General features: G+C 72.5%; 19 protein-coding genes. 13 read left to right on the plus strand and 6 right to left on the minus strand.

All coding sequences use genetic code 11. From position 1 onward, the window contains the following. The first annotated feature begins 19 nt into the window (after positions 1 to 19). Complete coding sequence (locus tag Aiant_RS46645) at positions 20 to 151, plus strand: DUF4395 family protein (protein ID WP_268248865.1); 132 nt, start codon at positions 20 to 22, stop codon at positions 149 to 151. Here Aiant_RS46645 and Aiant_RS29395 read toward each other — a convergent pair. After that, positions 148 to 816, minus strand: a complete 669-nt coding sequence (locus Aiant_RS29395) for a response regulator transcription factor (RefSeq protein ID WP_014688640.1) — start codon at positions 814 to 816, stop codon at positions 148 to 150. The two genes, Aiant_RS46645 and Aiant_RS29395, sit on opposite strands and share 4 nt — an antisense overlap. A gap of 7 nt (positions 817 to 823) precedes the next feature. Beyond that, positions 824 to 2,503: a sensor histidine kinase gene (locus Aiant_RS29400; RefSeq protein ID WP_189336272.1), complete on the minus strand. Its 1,680-nt coding sequence runs from the start codon at positions 2,501 to 2,503 to the stop codon at positions 824 to 826. A 137-nt stretch (positions 2,504 to 2,640) separates the two neighbouring features. Between Aiant_RS29400 and Aiant_RS29405 the strand changes: the two genes are divergently transcribed. The 6 genes from Aiant_RS29405 (at position 2,641) to Aiant_RS29430 (ending at position 8,201) form a co-directional block, all read left to right on the plus strand. Continuing rightward, positions 2,641 to 3,093 (plus strand): SRPBCC family protein, encoded by a 453-nt coding sequence (locus tag Aiant_RS29405; RefSeq protein ID WP_189336273.1) that lies wholly within the window; start codon positions 2,641 to 2,643, stop codon positions 3,091 to 3,093. A gap of 69 nt (positions 3,094 to 3,162) precedes the next feature. Beyond that, positions 3,163 to 4,563 (plus strand): hypothetical protein, encoded by a 1,401-nt coding sequence (locus Aiant_RS29410; RefSeq protein ID WP_189336274.1) that lies wholly within the window; start codon positions 3,163 to 3,165, stop codon positions 4,561 to 4,563. A 26-nt stretch (positions 4,564 to 4,589) separates the two neighbouring features. Further along, the gene (locus tag Aiant_RS29415; RefSeq protein ID WP_189336275.1) at positions 4,590 to 5,540 is read left to right on the plus strand and encodes an ROK family glucokinase; all 951 of its coding nucleotides are present in this window, start codon (positions 4,590 to 4,592) and stop codon (positions 5,538 to 5,540) included. Positions 5,541 to 5,555: 15 nt separating this feature from the next. Then, positions 5,556 to 6,233 carry an endonuclease/exonuclease/phosphatase family protein gene (locus tag Aiant_RS29420; RefSeq protein WP_189336276.1) on the plus strand — a complete coding sequence of 226 codons (678 nt, stop codon included), beginning with the start codon at positions 5,556 to 5,558 and terminating at the stop codon, positions 6,231 to 6,233. A gap of 25 nt (positions 6,234 to 6,258) precedes the next feature. Next, on the plus strand, positions 6,259 to 7,602 hold the full coding sequence (locus Aiant_RS29425; RefSeq protein ID WP_189336277.1) for a flavin-containing monooxygenase: 1,344 nt from the start codon (positions 6,259 to 6,261) through the stop codon (positions 7,600 to 7,602). Beyond that, on the plus strand, positions 7,599 to 8,201 hold the full coding sequence (locus Aiant_RS29430; protein ID WP_189336278.1) for an alpha/beta hydrolase: 603 nt from the start codon (positions 7,599 to 7,601) through the stop codon (positions 8,199 to 8,201). Before Aiant_RS29425 ends, Aiant_RS29430 begins: the two co-directional genes overlap by 4 nt. Positions 8,202 to 8,343: 142 nt before the next feature. On the opposite strand, the gene Aiant_RS29435 is transcribed toward Aiant_RS29430, so the two are convergent. Then, a complete protein-coding gene (locus Aiant_RS29435) occupies positions 8,344 to 9,798 on the minus strand; it encodes an alpha,alpha-trehalose-phosphate synthase (UDP-forming) (RefSeq protein ID WP_189336279.1) in 1,455 nt (484 codons plus the stop codon). Between the two features lie 47 nt (positions 9,799 to 9,845). After that, on the minus strand, positions 9,846 to 10,616 hold the full coding sequence (locus tag Aiant_RS29440; protein ID WP_189336280.1) for a DUF308 domain-containing protein: 771 nt from the start codon (positions 10,614 to 10,616) through the stop codon (positions 9,846 to 9,848). A 142-nt stretch (positions 10,617 to 10,758) separates the two neighbouring features. On the opposite strand from Aiant_RS29440, the gene Aiant_RS29445 reads away from it, so the two are divergent. Beyond that, the gene (locus Aiant_RS29445) at positions 10,759 to 11,439 is read left to right on the plus strand and encodes a lysophospholipid acyltransferase family protein (RefSeq protein WP_189336281.1); all 681 of its coding nucleotides are present in this window, start codon (positions 10,759 to 10,761) and stop codon (positions 11,437 to 11,439) included. A gap of 116 nt (positions 11,440 to 11,555) precedes the next feature. On the opposite strand, the gene Aiant_RS29450 is transcribed toward Aiant_RS29445, so the two are convergent. Next, positions 11,556 to 12,230, minus strand: coding sequence for a Crp/Fnr family transcriptional regulator (locus Aiant_RS29450; RefSeq protein ID WP_425322721.1), 675 nt, complete (start codon positions 12,228 to 12,230; stop codon positions 11,556 to 11,558). 266 nt (positions 12,231 to 12,496) lie between these two features. On the opposite strand from Aiant_RS29450, the gene Aiant_RS29455 reads away from it, so the two are divergent. Then, positions 12,497 to 13,333 carry a phosphotransferase enzyme family protein gene (locus Aiant_RS29455; protein WP_229831411.1) on the plus strand — a complete coding sequence of 279 codons (837 nt, stop codon included), beginning with the start codon at positions 12,497 to 12,499 and terminating at the stop codon, positions 13,331 to 13,333. 22 nt (positions 13,334 to 13,355) lie between these two features. Beyond that, positions 13,356 to 13,850 carry a polyadenylate-specific 3'-exoribonuclease AS gene (locus tag Aiant_RS29460; protein ID WP_189336284.1) on the plus strand — a complete coding sequence of 165 codons (495 nt, stop codon included), beginning with the start codon at positions 13,356 to 13,358 and terminating at the stop codon, positions 13,848 to 13,850. Here the strand turns inward: Aiant_RS29460 and Aiant_RS46650 are convergent, their stop codons facing one another. Continuing rightward, positions 13,851 to 14,507: a TetR/AcrR family transcriptional regulator gene (locus tag Aiant_RS46650; RefSeq protein ID WP_189336285.1), complete on the minus strand. Its 657-nt coding sequence runs from the start codon at positions 14,505 to 14,507 to the stop codon at positions 13,851 to 13,853. 95 nt (positions 14,508 to 14,602) lie between these two features. Here Aiant_RS46650 and Aiant_RS29470 point away from each other — a divergent pair, with 95 nt between their 5' ends. From Aiant_RS29470 to Aiant_RS29480, 3 genes are all read left to right on the plus strand, one after another. Further along, positions 14,603 to 16,093, plus strand: a complete 1,491-nt coding sequence (locus Aiant_RS29470) for a DHA2 family efflux MFS transporter permease subunit (protein WP_189336286.1) — start codon at positions 14,603 to 14,605, stop codon at positions 16,091 to 16,093. Positions 16,094 to 16,817: 724 nt separating this feature from the next. Further along, positions 16,818 to 17,204, plus strand: a complete 387-nt coding sequence (locus Aiant_RS29475) for an ROK family protein (protein ID WP_189336287.1) — start codon at positions 16,818 to 16,820, stop codon at positions 17,202 to 17,204. Between the two features lie 138 nt (positions 17,205 to 17,342). After that, the gene (locus tag Aiant_RS29480; RefSeq protein ID WP_189336288.1) at positions 17,343 to 18,371 is read left to right on the plus strand and encodes a 6-phosphofructokinase; all 1,029 of its coding nucleotides are present in this window, start codon (positions 17,343 to 17,345) and stop codon (positions 18,369 to 18,371) included. Positions 18,372 to 18,387 lie beyond the last annotated feature (16 nt).

An 18,387-nucleotide genomic window follows, 5' to 3' on the forward strand; every position in this document is an offset into this window, starting at 1 on the left:
GGGCGCGGAGACGCTAGGGATGATCGCCGCGGCGTTCGGGCTGCTCGCGGCGTTCCTGAATGCTGCTTTCGGGCTGTGCCTGGGCTGCGAGGCCTATCTGGGGATTCGTAGGCTGACAGGCAGAAACGCCGAAAGCGTCGGTAATGTCTAGAACTTCGGGGCGTCGGGGGCTTCCAGGAGCCCCAGCCGCAGCGCCGTCATGAGTGCCTGCGCCCGGTTCGCCGCGCCCAGCTTCTCGTAGAGCTTCGAGATGTGGGTTTTCGCGGTCGACTCGGAGACGAACAGCTGCTTGGCGATCCCGGCCACGCTCATGCCATCGGCCAGCAGCCGCAGCACCTGACCCTCGCGCGGGGACAGCTGCGGGCCGGACGGGGCGAGCCGCCGCTTCATCGCCTCGGCCAGGTCGGCCGCGGTGAACGCGCTGGGCGCCGACGCGGCGTGCCGGGCGGCCGCCACGACCTCGTCGGCCGGCGCGGTCTTGGGCACGAACGCGCTGGCCCCGGCCTCGAGGGCGCCGAACAGCTGGTCGTCGCCCGCATACATGGTCAGGACCACGATGCCCATGTTGGCGTTGTTCTTCCGGAGGGCGCGGGTGGCCTCCAGGCCGCTGCCGTCGGGCAGCCGCAGATCCATGATCACGACATCCGGCTGCAGCGCGCCGGCCTGGCGCACCGCCTCCGCGGCCGTCGCCGCCTCGCCGACGACCTCGAACTGCCGGTCGCGCTCGAATGCGTGTCGCAGCCCCTTACGGATCAAGTCGTGATCGTCGACAAGGAGGACCTTGGTGCGCGTCGTCGGCGCCGGACTGGTCGACATGCTCGGGTTACTCCCCTTCTGGAGCGGAAACGCTATCCCGCACGCTATCGCGCCGAGGCGGGGTTCCGAGCACTACGGCGACGGTTGTCCCGCTGGGGTGTCTTGGGGTGATCTTGAGACGGCCCCGGATGCGCTCGGCCCGCTCGGCCATGATGGTCAGACCGTACCGGCCATCAGGTCTATTGTCGGCGAAACCCTTGCCGTCGTCGGAGACTTCGATTTCCGCGTACGGCGGATCGACGGTGCACGTGACCCACAGGTTGGCCGCGCCGGCGTGCTTGCGGGCGTTGGTGATCGCCTCCTGGGCGATGCGCAGCAGCTCGGCCTCGGTCGCGGCGGGCAGCCGCGCGGTCGACTCGTCGAAGGTGAAGTGCACCCGCAGGCCGGCGCTGGTGCCCAGGGTCCGCGCGTACTCCGCGATCGCGGCGGCCAGGCCGCCGTTGCGGTCCACCTCCGAGCGCAGCTCGAACAGGCTCAGCCGCAGCTCGGTGATCACCCGGGTCACCTCGCCGCGCAGGGCGCGCAGCTCCTCGGCCGTCTCCTCGGCGCCCTCCGGCAGGGTGGCTTGGGCGTTGTCGATGCCGTAACCGACCATCACCAGCTCCTGGGCGACCCCGTCGTGGATCTCCCGGGCCAGGCGCTGCCGCTCCTCGTTGGTGGCCAGCGAGCGGACGTCGTCGAAGAGCAGCGCCGCCTCCAGCCGTAGCGCGGCCGGGCCGGTCACCTCGGTGACGCCCTGCACCACCGAGGACGGGTACGCCCCCGCGGCGTCCGTCTCCAGGATCACCAGGCCGATCGTGCGCACCCCGGCCACCAGCGGGATCACCAGCGAGGAGACCTCGCCGCCGCGGTGCGTGCGGGCCTGCGACCGGCTCGCCACGTGTGGCTGCTGGGTGGCCCAGGCGTCGGCGATCGCCGAGTCCGCGTCGAGCGTGGTCTCCCAGTCGACCCGCTCGGCACCGGTCTGGGCGAGCACCACCAGCCGGCCGCCGCCGCTGGCCGAGAGCACCGCGGCCCGGTGCCCGGGTGCGACCGCGCGCAGCTCCTCCAGCAGGTGCTCGGAGATGCCGCCCGGGTCCAGGGTGGCGCCCGGCAGCGACCGGGCCACGCTGCGCAGCTGGGTGAGCAGGCGGGTGGCCTCCGCGTACGGCTGCGGGGTGGGCTCGGCGGGCTGGAGGAACTGGCGCATCGCCTCGGCCGCGAAGGTCACGATCGCGCCGAGCACCAGCCACTGGCCGCCGGCCGCCAGATAACCGGTGCCGGCCAGCACCGTTTTCGGATCGGCGAGCGCGCCGCCCAGGACGATCGACACCGCGGCCACCCCGAGCAGCGCGGCGCCCTCGGTCGGCTTGCGGCGCAGCGCGGCGGTGAGCAACGGCACCGCCAGGTACGGCAAGATCGCCTCGGCGCCGAAGCCCTGGGCCACCCCGTCGGACGCCTCCGCGATCGAGCCGGCGGCCAGGCCGGTCACGATCACCTCGGCGAACCGGCCGGCCGGGGCCAGGATCGGATGCTCCCGGAAGAAGAACGCGGGCAGCGCGGCGATCGCCAGCAGGACGATCCAGATCAGCTGCCGGGGATCGCCGGTGGCGATCAGGGTGAGCACCGCGACCAGCGCGAGCATGATCACGCGCGACGCGGCTTCGAGCGGACGAATGCGCGTGGATCCGCGGGCGAGGGCTGGCACGTCACGGATGGTAGCGGCACCGGCCGACATCGGCCCATCGGCGACGTCCCCGGGTGTCCGCCACGCCGATGACCGGAGCGGCGGCGCGCTCGGGGCGGTGGCGCGCTTTGTCGCACGCAGCGGGTAGCCTCCCGTGCATGGCGGACACCTCGACCCAGTCGATTCAGGTCCATGCGCCGCTGGCCCGGGTCGCGGCGGTCATCTGCGACTTCCCGGCCTATCCGGCCTGGGCCGAGGCGATCAAGCAGGTCACGATCGTCGAGGAGTACGAGGACGGCTACGCCGCCCAGGTGACCTTCCGGATCGACGCCGGCGTGATGGCCGACGAGTACACGCTGGAGTACGCGTACGCCGACGATCTCTCCCGGATCGAGTGGCACCTGGTCGCGCCGTCCAAGACGCAGAAGTCCCAGGAGGGCTCCTACGACCTGGTCGAGGGGCCGGACGGCACCACCACGGTGACGTATTCGCTGGCCGTGGAGCTGGCCATCGGCATGCTCGGGATGTTCCGCCGCAAGGCCGAGAAACTGATCATGGACACGGCGCTCAAGGAGCTCAAGCGCCGGGTGGAGAGCCTGTCCGCGGCCTGACCGCGGCGCGCTCAAGGAGCTCTGACGCCGGGTGGAGAGCCTGCCCGCAGCGAGCGTGAGGGGGAGCGGATGGCCGGGTCAGCACGCGAGGAGGCCGAGCGGCTGGTCGCCACGATCCTCGCCCGGGCCGCGACGGCGGGGGTCGGCGCCGCGGCGCGAGGCCGCTTCAGCCCCAAAGACCCTTCGCGTACGCCCAATGTCGTCTCGGACGCCGCCACGCTGGTGGGCGGCACCGTGGACGGCTTCTTCGGCGCGCTGAACGACGCTGCCCGCGGTCCCGGCGGCGGCGCGCACCCGGCGAGCGGTGCCGGGGCGTGGGCCACCGGCAGCCCGGAGTGCTGCGTCTGCCCGGTCTGCAAGGCGATCGCCGCGGTCCGGGACCCCAGCCCGGAGACCGCTTTCAAGATCGCGAGCGGTGCCGGGGACATCGCCACCGGAGCGGCGAGCGTGCTGCGCGGGCTGGCCTCGCTGGCCGGCTCGCTCCAGGGCGACCGGGCACGAAAATCACCCGGTGGGGGAGCGGGGCGGCCCGCCGCGGAGCCGGACGACGCCTGGTCGGCGGCGACCCGTGCGAGTGGCTCGGCTGCGGGGACTGCGGCGGGTGGCTCGGCTGCGGGGACTGCGGCGAGTGGCTCGGCTGCGGGGACTGCGGCGAGTGGCTCGGCCGCGGGGACTACCGCGCGTGGCTCGGCTGCGGGCACTGCCGGGAGTGCGCCGGCGGCGGAGGCTGGCACGAGTGCGGCGGAGACCGGCGCGGATCCTTGGGCGGCCGCGACGGCGGCGAGCGCGCGGGAGGCGGAGCAGGCGCGAGCCCGGGCACGGGCGGCTGAGGAGGCCGTGGCCAGGGCGGTGTCGGAGGCTCGACGGGTGGCGCGCGACCTGCTCGCGGGGCGCGTTCCCGGCGAGAGCCGGCAAACCGCCGGCCCAGCGAATGACCGCGAGCCAGCGCGATCTCCGGACGGGCCGGAACAAAACGCGCGGACTGGAAGCGCGCCGGACGATCGTGAGCCCGAGCGGTCTGCGGACGTACCGAAAGAAAAAGCGCGAACCGGGAGTCAGGCGGACGACCGTGAGTCGGAGCGGTCTAGGGACGTACCGGAAGAGAACGCGCGAACCGGGAGTCCGGCGGACGACCGTGAGGGCGAGCGGTCTGCGGACGTACCGACGCAGAACGCGCGGACCGCGAGTGCGCCGGACGACCGTGAGTCGGAGCGGTCCGCGGACGTGCCGAAGGAAACGGCGAGCAAGGCCGCCCCGGCGAAGGCGGCGGCGAAGCGGAACGGGTCGGCGAGGCGAGTTCCGGGTAATCGGGGGAAAGCGGGTTCCGACGTCTGGTCCGTGGTCACCGCGGAGGCCGCCGCACAAGGCCCGGCCGCGCACCGTAGCGTGGATCATGACCTGGGCGCCTCGGCGCCCGAGGACCGTGATGCCGGCCCGGGCGACGACGCCCGCGACGGCGACGCGGTGTGAACTTGCTTGTAGAGGGGACGGGCAGCGTGACGCTGACCATCGGAATCGACGTCGGCGGCACCAAGGTGGCCGGTGGCGTGGTCGACGAGCAGGGCAACGTGCTCGCGGCGAACCGCCGGCCGACGCCGGCGGAGGACCCGGCCGGCACCCGGGACACGATCGTCGAGGTGGCCGCCGAGCTGGCGGCGCAGTACCCGGAGGCGACCGCGATCGGGATCGGTGCCGCCGCGTGGATCGACGCGGCCGGCTCGACCGTGCTGTTCGCGCCGAACCTGGCCTGGCGCGACGAGCCGCTGCGCGACTACGTGGCGAAAGCCGTCGGCCTGCCGACCGTGCTGGAGAACGACGCGAACGTGGCCGCCTGGGCGGAGTTCCGGTTCGGCGTCGCCAAGCACGCCGACGACTCGATGGTGATGATCACCGTGGGTACCGGCATCGGCGGCGGCATCGTGCTCAACGGCAAGCTGTGGCACGGCGCCAACGGCATCGCCGGCGAGCTCGGGCACATCCAGTCGGTGCCGGACGGGCACCCGTGCGGCTGCGGCCGGCTCGGCTGCCTGGAGCAGTACGCGAGCGGCAACGCCCTGGTCCGGTTCGCCCGGGCCGCCGCCCGGCAGGAGCCGGAGCGCGCCGCGAAGCTGCTGGAGCTGGCCGGCGGGGACGCCCTGGCGATCAGCGGCCGGCAGATCACCGAGGCGGCGCGGGCCGGCGACGGCGTGGCGATGGACGCGTTCGCCCAGGTCGGGTACTGGCTCGGGGTGGCCCTCGCGGACCTCGCGCAGAGCCTCGACCCGCAGATCCTGGTGATCGGCGGCGGCGTGATCGACGCGGGCCCGCTGCTGATGGGCCCGGCCGAGCGGACCTATCGGGACCAGCTCGCCCAGCGCAACCGCTTCCCGGTCGCCGAGGTGCACGCCGCCCGGATGGGCAACGTGGCCGGCGTGGTCGGCGCGGCGGACCTGGCCCGGCGCGCCTAGGACGTGGTGGTGGGGATGTCCGGGGTGCCGCTGCGCGTGCTCAGCTGGAACGTGCACGGGTTGAAGGACGACCGTGCCGCGCTGGTGAGCCTGGTCCGTGAGCTGGCCCCGGACGTCCTCGTGATGCAGGAGGCCCCGCGCCGGTTCCGCTGGCGGTCCCGGAGCGCCACGCTGGCCGACGAGTGCGGCCTGGTGGTGGCCGCCGGCGGGCTGCCCGCGCTGGGCAACCTGCTGCTGGTCAGCCTGCGGGTGGCGGTCGGCGAGACCTGGTGCCTGCGTTACCCGCTGACGCCCGGGCGGCACCTGCGCGGCGCGTTCTTCGCCCGCTGCCGGGTGCTCGGCGCCGCGTTCACCGTCTCCGGCTCGCACCTGGCCACCGACCCGGCCGAGCGCCCGGCCCAGGCGATGCACTGGAAGTCCGAGCTGGACGCGCTGACCGGCCCGGTGATCGCGGCCGCCGACCTGAACGAGGGTCCCGGCGGCGGCGCCTGGCGGACCGTCGAGGACGGTCTGCTGACCACCAAGGACGACGAGCCGACCTTTCCGGCCACGGCGCCGAGCCGGCGGATCGACGGGCTGTTCGTGAGCCCGGACGTGCACATCGAGCGATACGAGATCATCGCGACCGATCGGGCACGTGCCGCGAGTGACCATCTACCGGTCCTCGCGGACCTTCTACTCCCTTCCGACTGAGGCTCACGTCTGGCAGGATCGCCGGGTGCACGACTCCCCGGACCTGGGCGACCGTCGCGACGCCGTCTGCGTCGTGGGTGCCGGCGCCAGCGGCCTCACCGCCGTCAAGAACTTGCGTGAGCTGGGCTTCCAGGTGGACTGCTACGAGCGGGAGACCGCGGTCGGCGGCGCCTGGAACTGGCGGCACGACCGCAGCCCGGTCTATGCCGGCGCGCACCTGATCTCGTCCCGGCCGCTCACCGAGTTCCCGGACTTCCCGATGCCGGACAACTGGCCGGACTATCCGCACCACAGCCAGGTGCTGAGCTACCTGGAGCGGTACTCGGCGCATTTCGGGCTGGGGGAGCACATCTGGTTCGGGATGGAGGTGGTCTCCGCGGTGCCGACCGGTGACGGCGGCTGGGAGGTGACCACCCGGTCGACCGGGGGCGGCTCGTCGCGGACCTCGCGGTACGCCGGGCTGATCGTGGCCAACGGGCACAACTGGGACCCGCGGAAACCGTCGATCCCCGGGGAGTTCCGGGGGCGGGTGCTGCACGCGTCGGCGTACAAGGATCCGTCGCTGCTGCGCGGCCGCAAGGTGCTGATCGTCGGCGGCGGCAACACCGGCTGCGACATCGCGGTGGAGGCGGCCCAGCAGGCGGCCCAGGTGTGGCACTCGACCCGGCGCGGGTACTGGTACGCCCCCAAGTACGTCCTCGGCCGCCCCGCCGACCAGGTCAACGACCGGTTGCTCCGGTGGCGGCTGCCGCTGCGCGTGCGGCAGTGGTTGTACCGCCGGACGGTGCGGCTCACCACCGGCGACCTGACCCGGTTCGGGCTGCCGGAGCCGGACCACCAGCCGTACGAGAGTCACCCGATCGTCAACAGCCAGCTGCCGTACTACCTCGGCCACGGCCGGATCACCCCGGTGCCGGACGTGACGGCGTTCGACGGCCCCGCGGTCGAGCTCGCCGACGGCAAGCGGATCGAACCGGACCTGGTGATCACCGCGACCGGGTACCGCCCGCGCTTCGAGTTCCTCGCCCCCGAACTGCTCGACCTCGACGCGGACGGCCGCCCCGACCTGCACCTGCACACCTTCGCCAGGAAGAACCCGACGCTCGCCGTGATCGGCCTGGTGCAGCCGGACTCCGGGGTGTTCCCGCTGGCCCACTGGCAGAGCGTGGCGGCGGCCCGGTGGCTGCGGCTGCGCCAGAGCGACCCGGAGCGGGCCGCCGCGGTGCAGCAGAGGGAGTCGGCCAAGCCGCTCGCCTCCTGGTCGCGGCGCCGGGTGGTGAAGACCGAGCGGCACTGGTTCGAGGTGGACCACATCGACTATCTGCGTGCGCTGGAGAGTCTGCTCAATGAGATGGAGCCGGTCGCGTGACCGCTTTTGATCTGCTCCGGTTCCAGGATTGGACCGATCCGGTGCCGCCCGCCGAGCGGGAGGTCGTCTCGCTGCTGCCGGACGAGGGCGAGGGGCATCCGCCGGTGCTGTTCGTGCCGGGCCGCCGGCACAGCGCCGCGGTGTTCGCCGAGCACTGGCTGCCGCGGACGGCCGGGCGCGGGTTCCCGGCGCACGCGCTCACCCCGCGCCCCGGTGGCGACCTGCGGGTGCAGGCGCACGACGCGGTGCAGGCCGCGGCCGCGCTGCCCCGCCAGACCGTGCTGGTCGGGCACGGGACCGGCGCGGCGGCCGTGGCCCGGGCGCTGGGCCGTTACCCGGCCCGGGCGGCGGTGCTGGTGGCGCCGGTTTTCGGCCGGTGGCGCCGGACCGTCCCGCCGCGCCCGGTCGGCGCGCCGCCGGTGCTGGTGGTGGGCAGCCCGGACGACCGCACGGTGTCGCCGAAAGCGCTGGACCGGGCCGCGGCGGCCTACGGCGTCGCACCGCTGATGTTCCCCGGCATGGGCCACGACCTGATGCTGGAGGACAGCTGGGCCGAGCCGATCGACGCGATCCTGGATTGGCTCACCAAGCAACTCTGACGACCCGGGAGAGGCCGGGCCGGGTTCAGGGTCCGGCGGGTCGTGGCCACCCGCGGACGTCGCCCTTCCGGGCTGAGCGTTCAGGCCGCGCCAGCGGCCTGCTCAGACCGGAAGGGTCCCTGGCGGGAGCGACGATCGGTGATCAGCGCGGATCCGAGTCGGCAAGATCCTGAATGGGATCTTGAAGCTGGGGGAGACGCTGCGCGAGCCTGCCGGTCTGATCCAGAGCGGTCAGGTACGCCCGCGCCCACGCGTTGATGTCGTGCTCGGCCAGGTGCCGCCGCATCGCGCTCATCCGGGCCCGCAGATCGGCCGGCTCCGCCTCCAGGGCCCGCAGCAGCGTCTGCTTCAGCCCGTCCAGGTCGTGCGGGTTCACCAGGAACGCGGTGGGCAGCTCGGCGGCCGCCCCGGCGAACTCGCTGAGCACCAGGGCGCCCAGGCCGTCCTCCCGGGCCGCCACGAACTCCTTGGCGACCAGGTTCATCCCGTCCCGCAGCGGGGTCACCACCATCACGTCGGCGGTCCGGTAGAGCGCGGCCAGCTGGGCCCGGTCGAACGGCTGGTTCAGGTAGTGGATGGCGGGCTCACCGACCCGGCCGTACTCGCCGTTGATCCGGCCGACCTCGCCCTCGATCCGGTCCCGCAGGTCACGGTAGCTCTCCACCCGTTCCCGGCTGGGCACCGCCACCTGCACCAGCACGGTGTCCCGCACCTTCACGTGCCCGTCCCGCAGCAGCTCCCGGTACGCCGTCAGCCGGTGCTCGATGCCCTTGGTGTAATCCAGCCGGTCCACGCTGAGCAGCACCCGCTTCGACTCGCCCAGGTCGTGCCGCAGCTTGCCGGCGTGGGCCACCACGTCCGGCCGGGCGGACAGCGCGGCCATCTCGGCCACGTCGATCGAGACCGGGAACGCGCCGGTCCGCACGGTCCGGCCGCCGACGTGGACGGTGTGGTCGCCGGTCTGCGCGCCGAGCAGTTTCTGCGCCAGCTGGGCCAGGTTGTGCGCGGCCTGTTCGCGCTGGAAGCCGACCAGGTCGGCGCCGAGCATCCCGTCCAGCAGCTCGACCCGGCGGGGCAGCTGCATGAACAGCTCGGGCGGCGGGAACGGGATGTGCATGAAGAAGCCGATCAGCAGGTCCGGGCGCAGCTCCCGGAGCATCCGCGGGACCAGCTGGAGGTGGTAGTCCTGCACCCAGACCGCCGCGTGCCGGCCGGCCACCTCGGCGGCGGCCTCGGCGAACCGCTGGTTGACCGCGCGGTACGTCTCCCACCACTCGCGCTGGAAGACCGGCTGCTGCACCGCGTCGTGGTACAGCGGCCAGAGCGTGGAGTTGGCGAACCCCTCGTAGTAGCCGCGCTGCTCGTCGCTGCTCAGCGCGACCGGGCGTAACCGCACACTCCCGACGGTGGGTAACCGGGGGCCGGGGCCCTCCCCGCCGCCCCAGCCCACCCAGGTGGCCGGGGCCTGCTGGAGGATCGAGTGCAGGGCGCCGGTGAGCCCGCCGGGGCTGCGCCGCCACTCGCAGGCGCCGTCCCGGGCGGCGTTGTCATCGAGCGGCAGACGGTTGGCGACGACCACGAGCGAACTACGGCGCATCACCGTAGGTTACCGTCAGAACACCTATGCTTGTCGATGTGACCGGTTCAGACCACGGCGCCGTCGTCGAACTCGTCGTCGTCGTCGCCGCTCCGCAGCCGCCAGACCAGGGTCGCGGCGCCGCCGACGATCGCCGCGACGCCGAGGACCATCACGAAGAACGAGTCGATCGGGATCAGCGTGGGAACCAGGAACAGCACGAAGCCGAGGATCATGCCGAGGACGCCGGTCACCGCGTACTTCGAGATTTTCGGCAGCGGCGGGGGCGGGGGCGGGACGTAGCGCTCGTCGTCCTCGTCGTCGGCCACCGGGTGGCCGAACGGGTCGACGACCGGGTGGAAGACCAGCTCCGCGGGCGGGTCGGTGCGCCGCCGGTTGTGCGGCGGGTCGGGCTGCTCCGGCTTGGTGGTGCCCTCGGCCTCGGGCCAGGGCGCGGCCTGCGGGTCGACGGTGGTGTGGAAGCCGGCGATGATCTTGTCCCACTCGGCGTCCACCTCGGCCTGCGGGCGCGGCGCGGCCGGCGGCTCGGCGGGCGGGGTGGGCGGCTGGCCGCCGGTCACCTGGTGCAGGTGCTCGCGCGCGGTCTCCAGGTGCGTCCGGTCGACGTAGAGCCGATCGGTCGGCCGCGCCGGCAGCGTGGTCGCCCGCAGGATCGGGTTGAGGTCCGCGGTGGGTTGCAGATAGGCCGCGATGCCGCCGGCCGCGAGCACGTCGAGCAGGTGCTCACCGACGCGTGGATCCACGTCACCCGCGACCGCGTAATCGGTCGCGTCGAGCCCGTTGTCCCGCCGCCCGCGACGGGCGCCGCCCGCTGTCACCGATGCACACCCCCCTCGCCGACCGTGCCTTGAATGGTGACACGGCATGCGCCTGTTGCGGGAGTGCGTTGTGGCGCGCCGCCCCCGCTTCGTACCCTTCTTGCGCCCCGGGACGCCGGCGGCATCCGCTGAAAGGACGGCAGTGTTCTACTGGCTGCTCAAGTTGGTGGTCCTCGGACCCGTGCTGAAGCTCGTGTTCCGCCCCAAGGTCGAGGGCCTGGCGAACGTGCCGCGGTCCGGCCCGGTGATCCTGGCCTGCAACCATCTCTCGTTCTCCGACTCGATCTTCACCCCATTGGTGATGAAGCGGAAAGTGACCTTCGTCGCCAAAGCTGAATACTTCACCGGCAAGGGGATCAAGGGCTGGTTCTCGCGGATGTTCTTCGTCGGCGCGGGGACCATCCCGGTGGACCGTTCGGGTGGCGAGGCCGCCCAGGCGGCGCTGGACACCCTGCTGCGGGTGCTGCGCGAGGGCAACGTCGCCGGCATCTACCCGGAGGGCACCCGCTCGCCGGACGGGCGGCTGTACCGCGGCAAGACCGGGGTGGCGCGGCTGGCCCTGGAGAGCGGCGCCGTGGTCGTCCCGGTGGCCCTGCTGAACACCGACGAGATCCAGCCGACCGGCACGCTGATCCCGACCGTGAAGCGGGTCCGGATGCGGATCGGCAAGCCGCTCGACTTCTCCCGGTACTCCGAGTCGCGGGGTGACCGGTTCGTCGAACGGGCCATCACCGACGAGATCATGTTCGAGCTGATGGCGCTCTCCGGCCGCGAGTACGTCGACGTCTACGCCTCGAAACTCAAACAAGTGCAACCGGCTTGAGGATCACAACCGCTTTACGGTACGCCCGGAGCACCGTCCCGTGGCCGCCGCGCCCCCTCGCGCGAGACCGGCACGGGACCGCTCCGGGCGTACCGTAAAGCGGGTTTGACCTTGACCTAGTTCATGCCGGCGCGGCGTTTGAGCGCCTGCACGTCGGTGACCACGATCCGGCGGCCCTCGGTGCGCAGCCAGCCGCGGTTGGCGAACGAGCCGATCGCCTGGTTCACGCTCTGCCGGGAACCGCCGGCCATCTCGGCCAGCTGACTCTGGTTCAGCTCGATGGTGATCATCGGCGCCTGGCTCTCGCCGGAGAGCCGCACCAGCGTCTTGGCCACCCGGCCGGGCAGGTCGAGGAACACGTGGTCGGCGTTCTGCTCGGTGAGACGACGGATCAGCCCCCCGACTGATCGCATCACCGCATCGAGAATCCGCGGGTTCGAGTGGACCAGGTCCATGAAGGCGGCCCGGGACAGCGACAGCGCCTGGGAGTCCTCGATGGCCTCGGCCGAGGCGCTGCGCGTCGAGGCGTCCAGAAGGGACACCTCACCCAGCACATCGGGTGGTCGCACCACGGTGAGCACGGCGCGCTCACCGGTCGGCGCGGTGCGGAAGACCGCGACCGCGCCTCGTTTCATGATGATCAGGGAGTCCCCCGGGTCGTGCTCGACGAAGAGGATCTGTCCCTTCCGATAGTGACGCGGAACCGCGGTGGCGATGACCCGCTGTCGGACATCCGGCTCAAGCCCGGCGAACATCTCCACGCCGGTAAGCGCGTCGCCGTTATCCGGCATGCGATGGTCCACGGCGTTATCCCTCCCCCCAGGGGGACCGCGTCGACCCCGGCCGGCGTCGGCCCCACGACGCGAACGATCACTCTTAGCACACAGCACGCTTCGAACGCCATTTCTACCTCGGACATCGACACATGCCTCGTCCGATCATGTCGCTTCCGTCGCTTTCTGTAAACACCCCATCGCCTTCTGTGATTGTCGCCCTCGCTGTCCGTCGGATTTGACTGGTGTGCCGCGATAATCCCGCGGTGCCGGAAGACGACATTGTGCGAACCGCTCTCCGCGAGCAGTGGCACCTCTCCCCGTCCGAGATCACCGAGCTGCCGATGGCGGTGATGTCCCGCGGCTGGGAGGTCACCGCCGGGCCGGAGCGCTACGTGGCGCGGCTCGTGGAGACCGCGGCGCGGCTCCCGGTCGAGGCCGGGCTGGCCGCCGCCGTGCACCTGCGCGGCGTGCGGATCGAGGCCGGCGAGCCGGTCCGGACACTGGGCGGCGCGCTCACCGTGGAGACCCCGCACGGCGCGCTCGCCGTGCTGCGCCGGGTGCCCGGCCGGCACCTGGACGGCGCCGACCCGGTCGACCAGCAGTGGTGGGGCGAACGCCTGGGCGCCGTGCACCGGGCCCTGGAGGGGTTCCGGCATCCCGGCCTGCGGCCCTGGCAGCCGGTCGACCCGGAGGCCGCGCACCTGGACGCCGAGCCGTGGTTGCGGGGCGCGGTCGCGGCGGCGCTCGCCGCGGCGACCCGGCTCACGGTCACCGACCGGCTGACGTACGGCGTGCTGCACGGCGACCCGGCCCCGGAGGCGTTCGTGCTGGACGCCGCGACCGGGCGGTCCGGCCTGCTGCACTGCGGCGCGTCCGGCACCGGCCCGCTGGTCTACGACGTGGCCGCCGCGGTCGTCTACGCCGGTGGCCCGGAGCGGGCCGCCGAGCTGCTCGACGGGTACCGCGCGGCCGGCCCGGTGGCGGCCGACGAGCTGGAGGCGGCGCTGCCGGTGCTGCTGCGGTTGCGCTGGGCGGTGCTGGCCGAGCGGTTCGCCCGCTGGGGATGCGCGGCCGGGCTGGCGACGGCGAGGGAGGCCCTGGAGTCCATGCCCGGATGACGATGGGCGAGGATGTACCGCGATGGGGTACCGCTATTTCTACGACTGTGAGTTCATCGAGGACGGCCGGATCGTCGACCTGGTCTCGATCGGTGTCGTCGACGAGTTCGGCCGCGAGTTCTACGCGGTCAGCACCGAGTTCGACGACAGCCGCGCCGTGCCCTGGGTACGCCGCAACGTGCTGGACAAGCTCCCGTCGCCGGCCGACAAGGCGTGGCGCAGCCGGGAGCGGATCCGCGACGACCTCTACGAGTTCCTGATGGAGCCGCTGCACGGGCGCAGCGAGCAGATGGAGCTCTGGGCCTGGTACGCGGCGTATGACCACGTCGCCCTCGCGCAGCTGTGGGGCGCGATGCCGGCGCTGCCCCGCGAGATCCCCCGGTTCACCAAGGACCTGCGCCAGCGCTGGGACGACCTGGGCCGGCCGCCGCTGCCGGAGATGGCCGGGCGGCACGACGCGCTGGTCGACGCGCGGCACAACCTGGCCCGCTGGCAGGCGATGACCGGCCCCGCCTGATCAGGTCCGCTTGATGGGTGGCACGCAGTCGTCGACGATCGCCTCGACGTCCTCCTGGGTCATCGCCGGGCCCAGGTCGCCGTTGTCCGGGCCGGCCCGCAGGCCGTCGATGATCAGCTCCAGGAAACGGCGGTAGACGGCCGGCCGGCGGGCGCTGCTGTGCTGGGCCAGCTCGGTCACCGTTGCCATGATCACCGGTAGGTCGTGCAGCCCCACGTCGGCCCGCAGCGTCCCCTCGGCGTGCGCCTTGTCGATCAGCTCCTGGATCAGCGGCACCAGGTGCTCGCCGACCTCCACGAAGTGCTGCTTGTCCACGCCCAGGCAGAGCGCCGCGTCCCGCATCCCGCGGTCGACCGCGTGCATCTCGACCGTGCGGCGCAGCATCATGGTCAGCCCGTCCCAGCCGGACGGGAGGGCCAGCGCGTCCTCGGCGATCGAGACCAGATCCTCCAGCCGGTCGGCGAAGAGCGCCTCGATCAGCGACTCCTTGGTGGGGAAGCGGCGGTAGACCGTGCCCACGCCGACGCCCGCGTGCTGCGCCACGTCGTCCAGGGTCGCGGCGAACCCGCGGGCCGCGAAGACGTCGTGCGCGGCGTGCAGGATGCGCTCCCGGTTGCGCTGCGCGTCGCGGCGCAGCGGGCGGGCGGTCTCGGTCATGTGTCCGAGCGTACATCGAAACGGAGGTGATTCCTCAACTTACGGTGCTAGCCTGCCGAAGTGGAGGACGTACCTCAACTTCTCGAAAGGGCACCATGAGCACCCTTCTTGATCGACCACAGGGCGCCGGTACTAAGGCTCCGGGTGACACCGGCCGCTGGTGGGCGCTGGTGGTGCTCGCGCTCGCCCAGCTGATGGTGGTGCTGGACGCCACGATCGTGAACATCGCGCTGCCCACCGCCCAGGCCGACATCGGCTTCTCGGACGCCGACCGCCAGTGGGTGGTCACCGGTTACGCCCTCGCCTTCGGCAGCCTGCTGCTGCTCGGCGGGCGGCTCTCCGACTTCTTCGGCCGCAAGCGGATGTTCCTCATCGGCCTGATCGGTTTCGCCCTGGCCTCCGCGCTCGGCGGCGCGGCCGGCAACCTGGAGATGCTGATCGTGGCCCGCGCGCTGCAGGGCGCGTTCGGCGCGGCGCTGGCGCCGGCCGCGCTCTCGCTGCTGTCCACGACGTTCACCGAGCCGGCCGAGCGGGGCAAGGCGTTCGGCATCTTCGGCGCCATCTCCGGCGCCGGCGGCGGCATCGGCCTGCTGCTCGGCGGCGTGCTCACCGAGTACGCGTCGTGGCGCTGGTGCCTGTACGTCAACCTGGTGATCGCCGCGCTCGCCGTGGTCGGCGCTCTCGTCAAGCTGAAGGACGAGCCGGTCAACGCCCACGGCAAGATCGACGTGCCGGGCACCGTCGCCGCCGTCGTCGGCCTGGTCGGCCTGGTCTACGGCCTCGGCAAGGCGGAGACGGACGGCTGGACCTCCCGCTGGACGCTCGGCCCGATCGCCGTCGGCGTGTTCGCGCTGATCGCGTTCGTGCTGATCGAGCGCCGGGTGAAGAACCCGCTGCTGCCCCTGCGCGTCGTCCTGGACCGCAACCGCGGCGGCTCCTACGCCTCGATCGCGATCGCCGGCGCCGGCATGTTCGGCATCTTCCTGTTCCTCACCTACTTCCTGGTCGCGGTGCTCGGCTTCACCCCGGTCAAGACCGGGCTGGCGTTCCTGCCGATGCTCGGCTCGGTGATGCTGACCGCCACCACGGCCGGCTCGATCCTGGCGCCCAAGGTCGGCCCGCGCCCGCTGGTCCCGGTCGGCGCGCTGGTCGCCGCCGGCGGCATGCTCTTCCTGACCCGCCTCCAGCTCGACTCGACCTACGCCGGTGGGGTCCTGCCCGGCCTCATCATCATCGGTCTCGGCCTCGGCCTGGTCTTCGCGCCGACGCAGAACGCCGCCACCTCGGGCGTCGAGCACCGCGACGCCGGTGTGGCCTCCGCGATGATCAACACGGTGCAGCAGATCGGCGGCTCGATCGGCACCGCGCTGCTCAGCTCGTTCGCCGCCTCCGCCGCGACCGACTACCTGAAGGGCAAGGACCCGTCGTCCAAGCTGGCCCAGGCGCAGGCCGCGCTGGAGAGCTACCACACCGTGTTCTGGTGGTCGGCCGGCTTCTTCGTGCTGGCGGCGGTGGTCGCGGCGGTGCTGTTCCGCACCGGCCCGCTGGACGTCGACCCGGACGCCCCGCCCGCGATGGCGCACTGACCGCTTCAGCAACGCGACAGCCAGCCGGATCCCCGGCTGGCTGTCGCCGTTTCCGCCCTTCGCCGCCGGGCCGCTGTCCTGCCGGATCGCCCATTTCCGGTACGGCGGGAAGGCCCGCCGAGCAGACCCCGCGGGCTGGTGCTCATGGCCCTGTCACGTGCCCGGACAGGGCCGTCAGGACCAGCGTGTGTGTCGGGCTGGTCCTCGTGGCCCTGTCACGTGCCCGGATAGGGCCGTCAGAGCCAGCCGGGGGTGTCGGGCTGGCCCTGACGGCCCTGTTGCGTGCTCGGGTAGGGCCGCCCGGGCCAGCCGTGTGTGCCGGGCTGGTCCTCATGGCCCTGTCACGTGCCCGGGTAGGGCCGCCCGGGCCAGCCGGGGGTGTCGGGCTGGCCCTGACGGCCCTGTTGCGTGCTCGGGTAGGGCCGCCCGGGCCAGCGTGTGTGTCGGGCTCGTGCTCGTGGCCCTGTCACGCGCTCGGATAGGGCCGCCCGGGCCAGCCGGGTGCGCCGGGCTGGTCCTCATGGCCCTGTCACGTGCTCGGATAGGGCCGCCCGGGCCAGCCGGGTGCGCCGGGCTGGTCCTCATGGCCCTGTCACGTGCTCGGATAGGGCCGCCCGGGCCAGCCGGGTGCGCCGGGCTGGTCCTGACGGCCCTGTCAAGCGCTCGGATAGGGCCCTGAGCACCAGCCGGCTACCGCGACTCGCGGCCGCACCGTGATCAGCGGGTGAGGCCGTGCCCGTACGGGAACAGCGGATCCGCCCCCGCCTCGTTCGAGGCGCTCCTGCCGTCGGCCGAGCTGACCGAGGAGCGGCTGCTCGCGCTCGCGGCCGGCGGTCACCGGCCGGTCCAGCGGGCGTTGCTGGACGCCGGTCGCCTGATCGGGCGACGGGTGGCGGTCGCCTGCGACGTGCTGAATCCGGCAGTCGTGGTGGTCGGCGGCCGGTTCGCCGAGCCCGGTCCGTACGTGGTCGACGGGGTGCGTGAGGCGTTGCGCCGGCACTGCGGGCCGAGCGCCGCGGCCGGGCTGCGGGTGGTCGCCGCGCAGCTCGGCGCGGAGGCCGAGGCGCTGGGCGCGGTCGAGTCGTTGCTGTCGGTGGGAAGGGGCGCGTAAAGCGGCCGGTCGGGCGGAGACTAGAGTTCGGTTGCGGCTCGCCCCGGGCCGGCAACGCTGCCGACGTGAACGCTCCCGGGGATTCTCACGGGCTATCTGCATCTCGCTACCCGTTTCAGGGGAAGGACGAGGAGAAACATGCGTATCGGCGTGCTCACCGGTGGCGGCGACTGCCCCGGTCTCAACGCGGTCATCCGTGCCGTGGTCCGCAAGGGCGTGACCGCTTACGGCCACGAGTTCGTCGGGTTCCGCGACGGCTGGAAGGGTCCGCTGGAGGGTCTGACGAAGCCGCTCGGCATCGCGGAGGTCCGCGGCATCCTCCCGCGCGGCGGCACGATCCTGGGCTCCTCCCGGACCAACCCGTTCAAGATCGAGGGCGGCGTCGAGCGGATCAAGGCGAACCTGGCCGAGCAGGGTGTCGACGCGCTGGTCGCGATCGGCGGCGAGGACACCCTCGGCGTCGCGACCAAGCTGCACGACCTCGGCGTCAACGTCGTCGGCGTGCCGAAGACGATCGACAACGACCTCAACGCGACCGACTTCACCTTCGGTTTCGACACCGCGGTGAACATCGCGATGGAGGCCATCGACCGGCTGCACACCACCGCCGAGTCGCACCACCGCACCCTGGTCGTCGAGGTCATGGGCCGGCACGCCGGCTGGATCGCGCTGCACGCCGGTCTCGCCGGTGGCGCCAACGTCATCCTGCTGCCGGAGCGCAAGTTCGACGTGGACCAGGTCGCGACGTACGTGACCAAGCGCTTCCAGGTCGAGTATGCGCCGATCGTGGTCGTCGCCGAGGGCGCCCAGCCGCTCGACGGCCAGATGGTCCTGCACAACCAGGAGCTGGACAGCTTCGGCCACGTCCGCCTCGGCGGCATCGGCCAGTGGCTGGCCGAGCAGCTGGAGGAGAAGACTGGCAAGGAGGCCCGCACGGTCGTCCTCGGTCACATCCAGCGCGGTGGCACCCCGACCGCGTTCGACCGGGTCCTGTCGACCCGCTTCGGCCTGCAGGCGATCGACGCCGTGCACGAGGGCGACTTCGGCAAGATGATGGCGCTGCGCGGCACCGACATCGTCCGGGTCCCGCTGATCGAGGGCACCGGCGAGCTCAAGACCGTCCCGCTGTCGCGTTACGAAGAGGCCGAGGTCTTCTTCGGTAACTGACGTGCTGTGATGAATG

The sequence above is a fragment of the Actinoplanes ianthinogenes genome (assembly GCF_018324205.1).
GTDB classification, from domain to species: Bacteria; Actinomycetota; Actinomycetes; order Mycobacteriales; family Micromonosporaceae; genus Actinoplanes; species Actinoplanes ianthinogenes.